The sequence below is a fragment of the Pseudomonas sp. MD195_PC81_125 genome, assembly GCF_014060985.1.
In the GTDB taxonomy this organism is placed as follows: Bacteria; Pseudomonadota; Gammaproteobacteria; order Pseudomonadales; family Pseudomonadaceae; genus Aquipseudomonas; species Aquipseudomonas parakoreensis.
Genome location: NZ_JABULD010000818.1, coordinates 1 through 570 on the forward strand (window position 1 = coordinate 1; position 570 = coordinate 570).

At 49.5% G+C, this 570-nt stretch carries 1 protein-coding gene and 1 pseudogene; both read left to right on the plus strand.

Going from position 1 to position 570, the window contains the following annotated elements; genetic code table 11:
• Positions 1–398 (plus strand): EAL domain-containing protein (locus HT737_RS29490; protein ID WP_182404586.1); only part of this gene is annotated, 398 nt, incomplete at its 5' end.
• Between the two features lie 46 nt (positions 399–444).
• Positions 445–570: pseudogene (locus HT737_RS29495) on the plus strand (TenA family transcriptional regulator); the annotation flags it as partial.

Consider the following 570-nt stretch of genomic DNA (forward strand, 5'->3'; position numbering starts at 1 on the left):
TGGGAGTGCTAATTAGATTTATTAATGAACTCAAAGGCTTAGGATGTTACTTCTCGCTTGATGATTTTTGCGCCGGAATGTCTTCATTCGCTTATCTGAAACATTTGCCTGTAGACTTCCTGAAGATCGACGGAAGTTTCGTAAAGGATATGCTGGACGACCCGATTAACCGCGCAATGGTCGAAGTGATCAATCACATCGGGCATGTCATGGGTAAGCAGACAATTGCCGAGTTTGTAGAAACAACCCAGATCGAGCAGGCATTGCTTGAAATCGGGGTGGATTACGCTCAGGGTTACGTCATCGAACGCCCGCAGTTGTTTACCTGCGACAGTTTGCAAAGTCGGCCCGCCAGACCGCAGCCGTTGTTATTCAAGGCGCCTGGCACGTTCCGTTGAAATCTCTTGCCGATCCTTACAATCACAAATCAAAAGGAGCCGAACAGTGATCGACACATTCAACCGAACCGGACCACTCATGGAAGCTGCAAGTTATCCCGCCTGGGCGCAACAGCTCATTACGGATTGCAGCGAGAGCAAGCGCCGGGTTGTCGAACATGAACTGTACCAG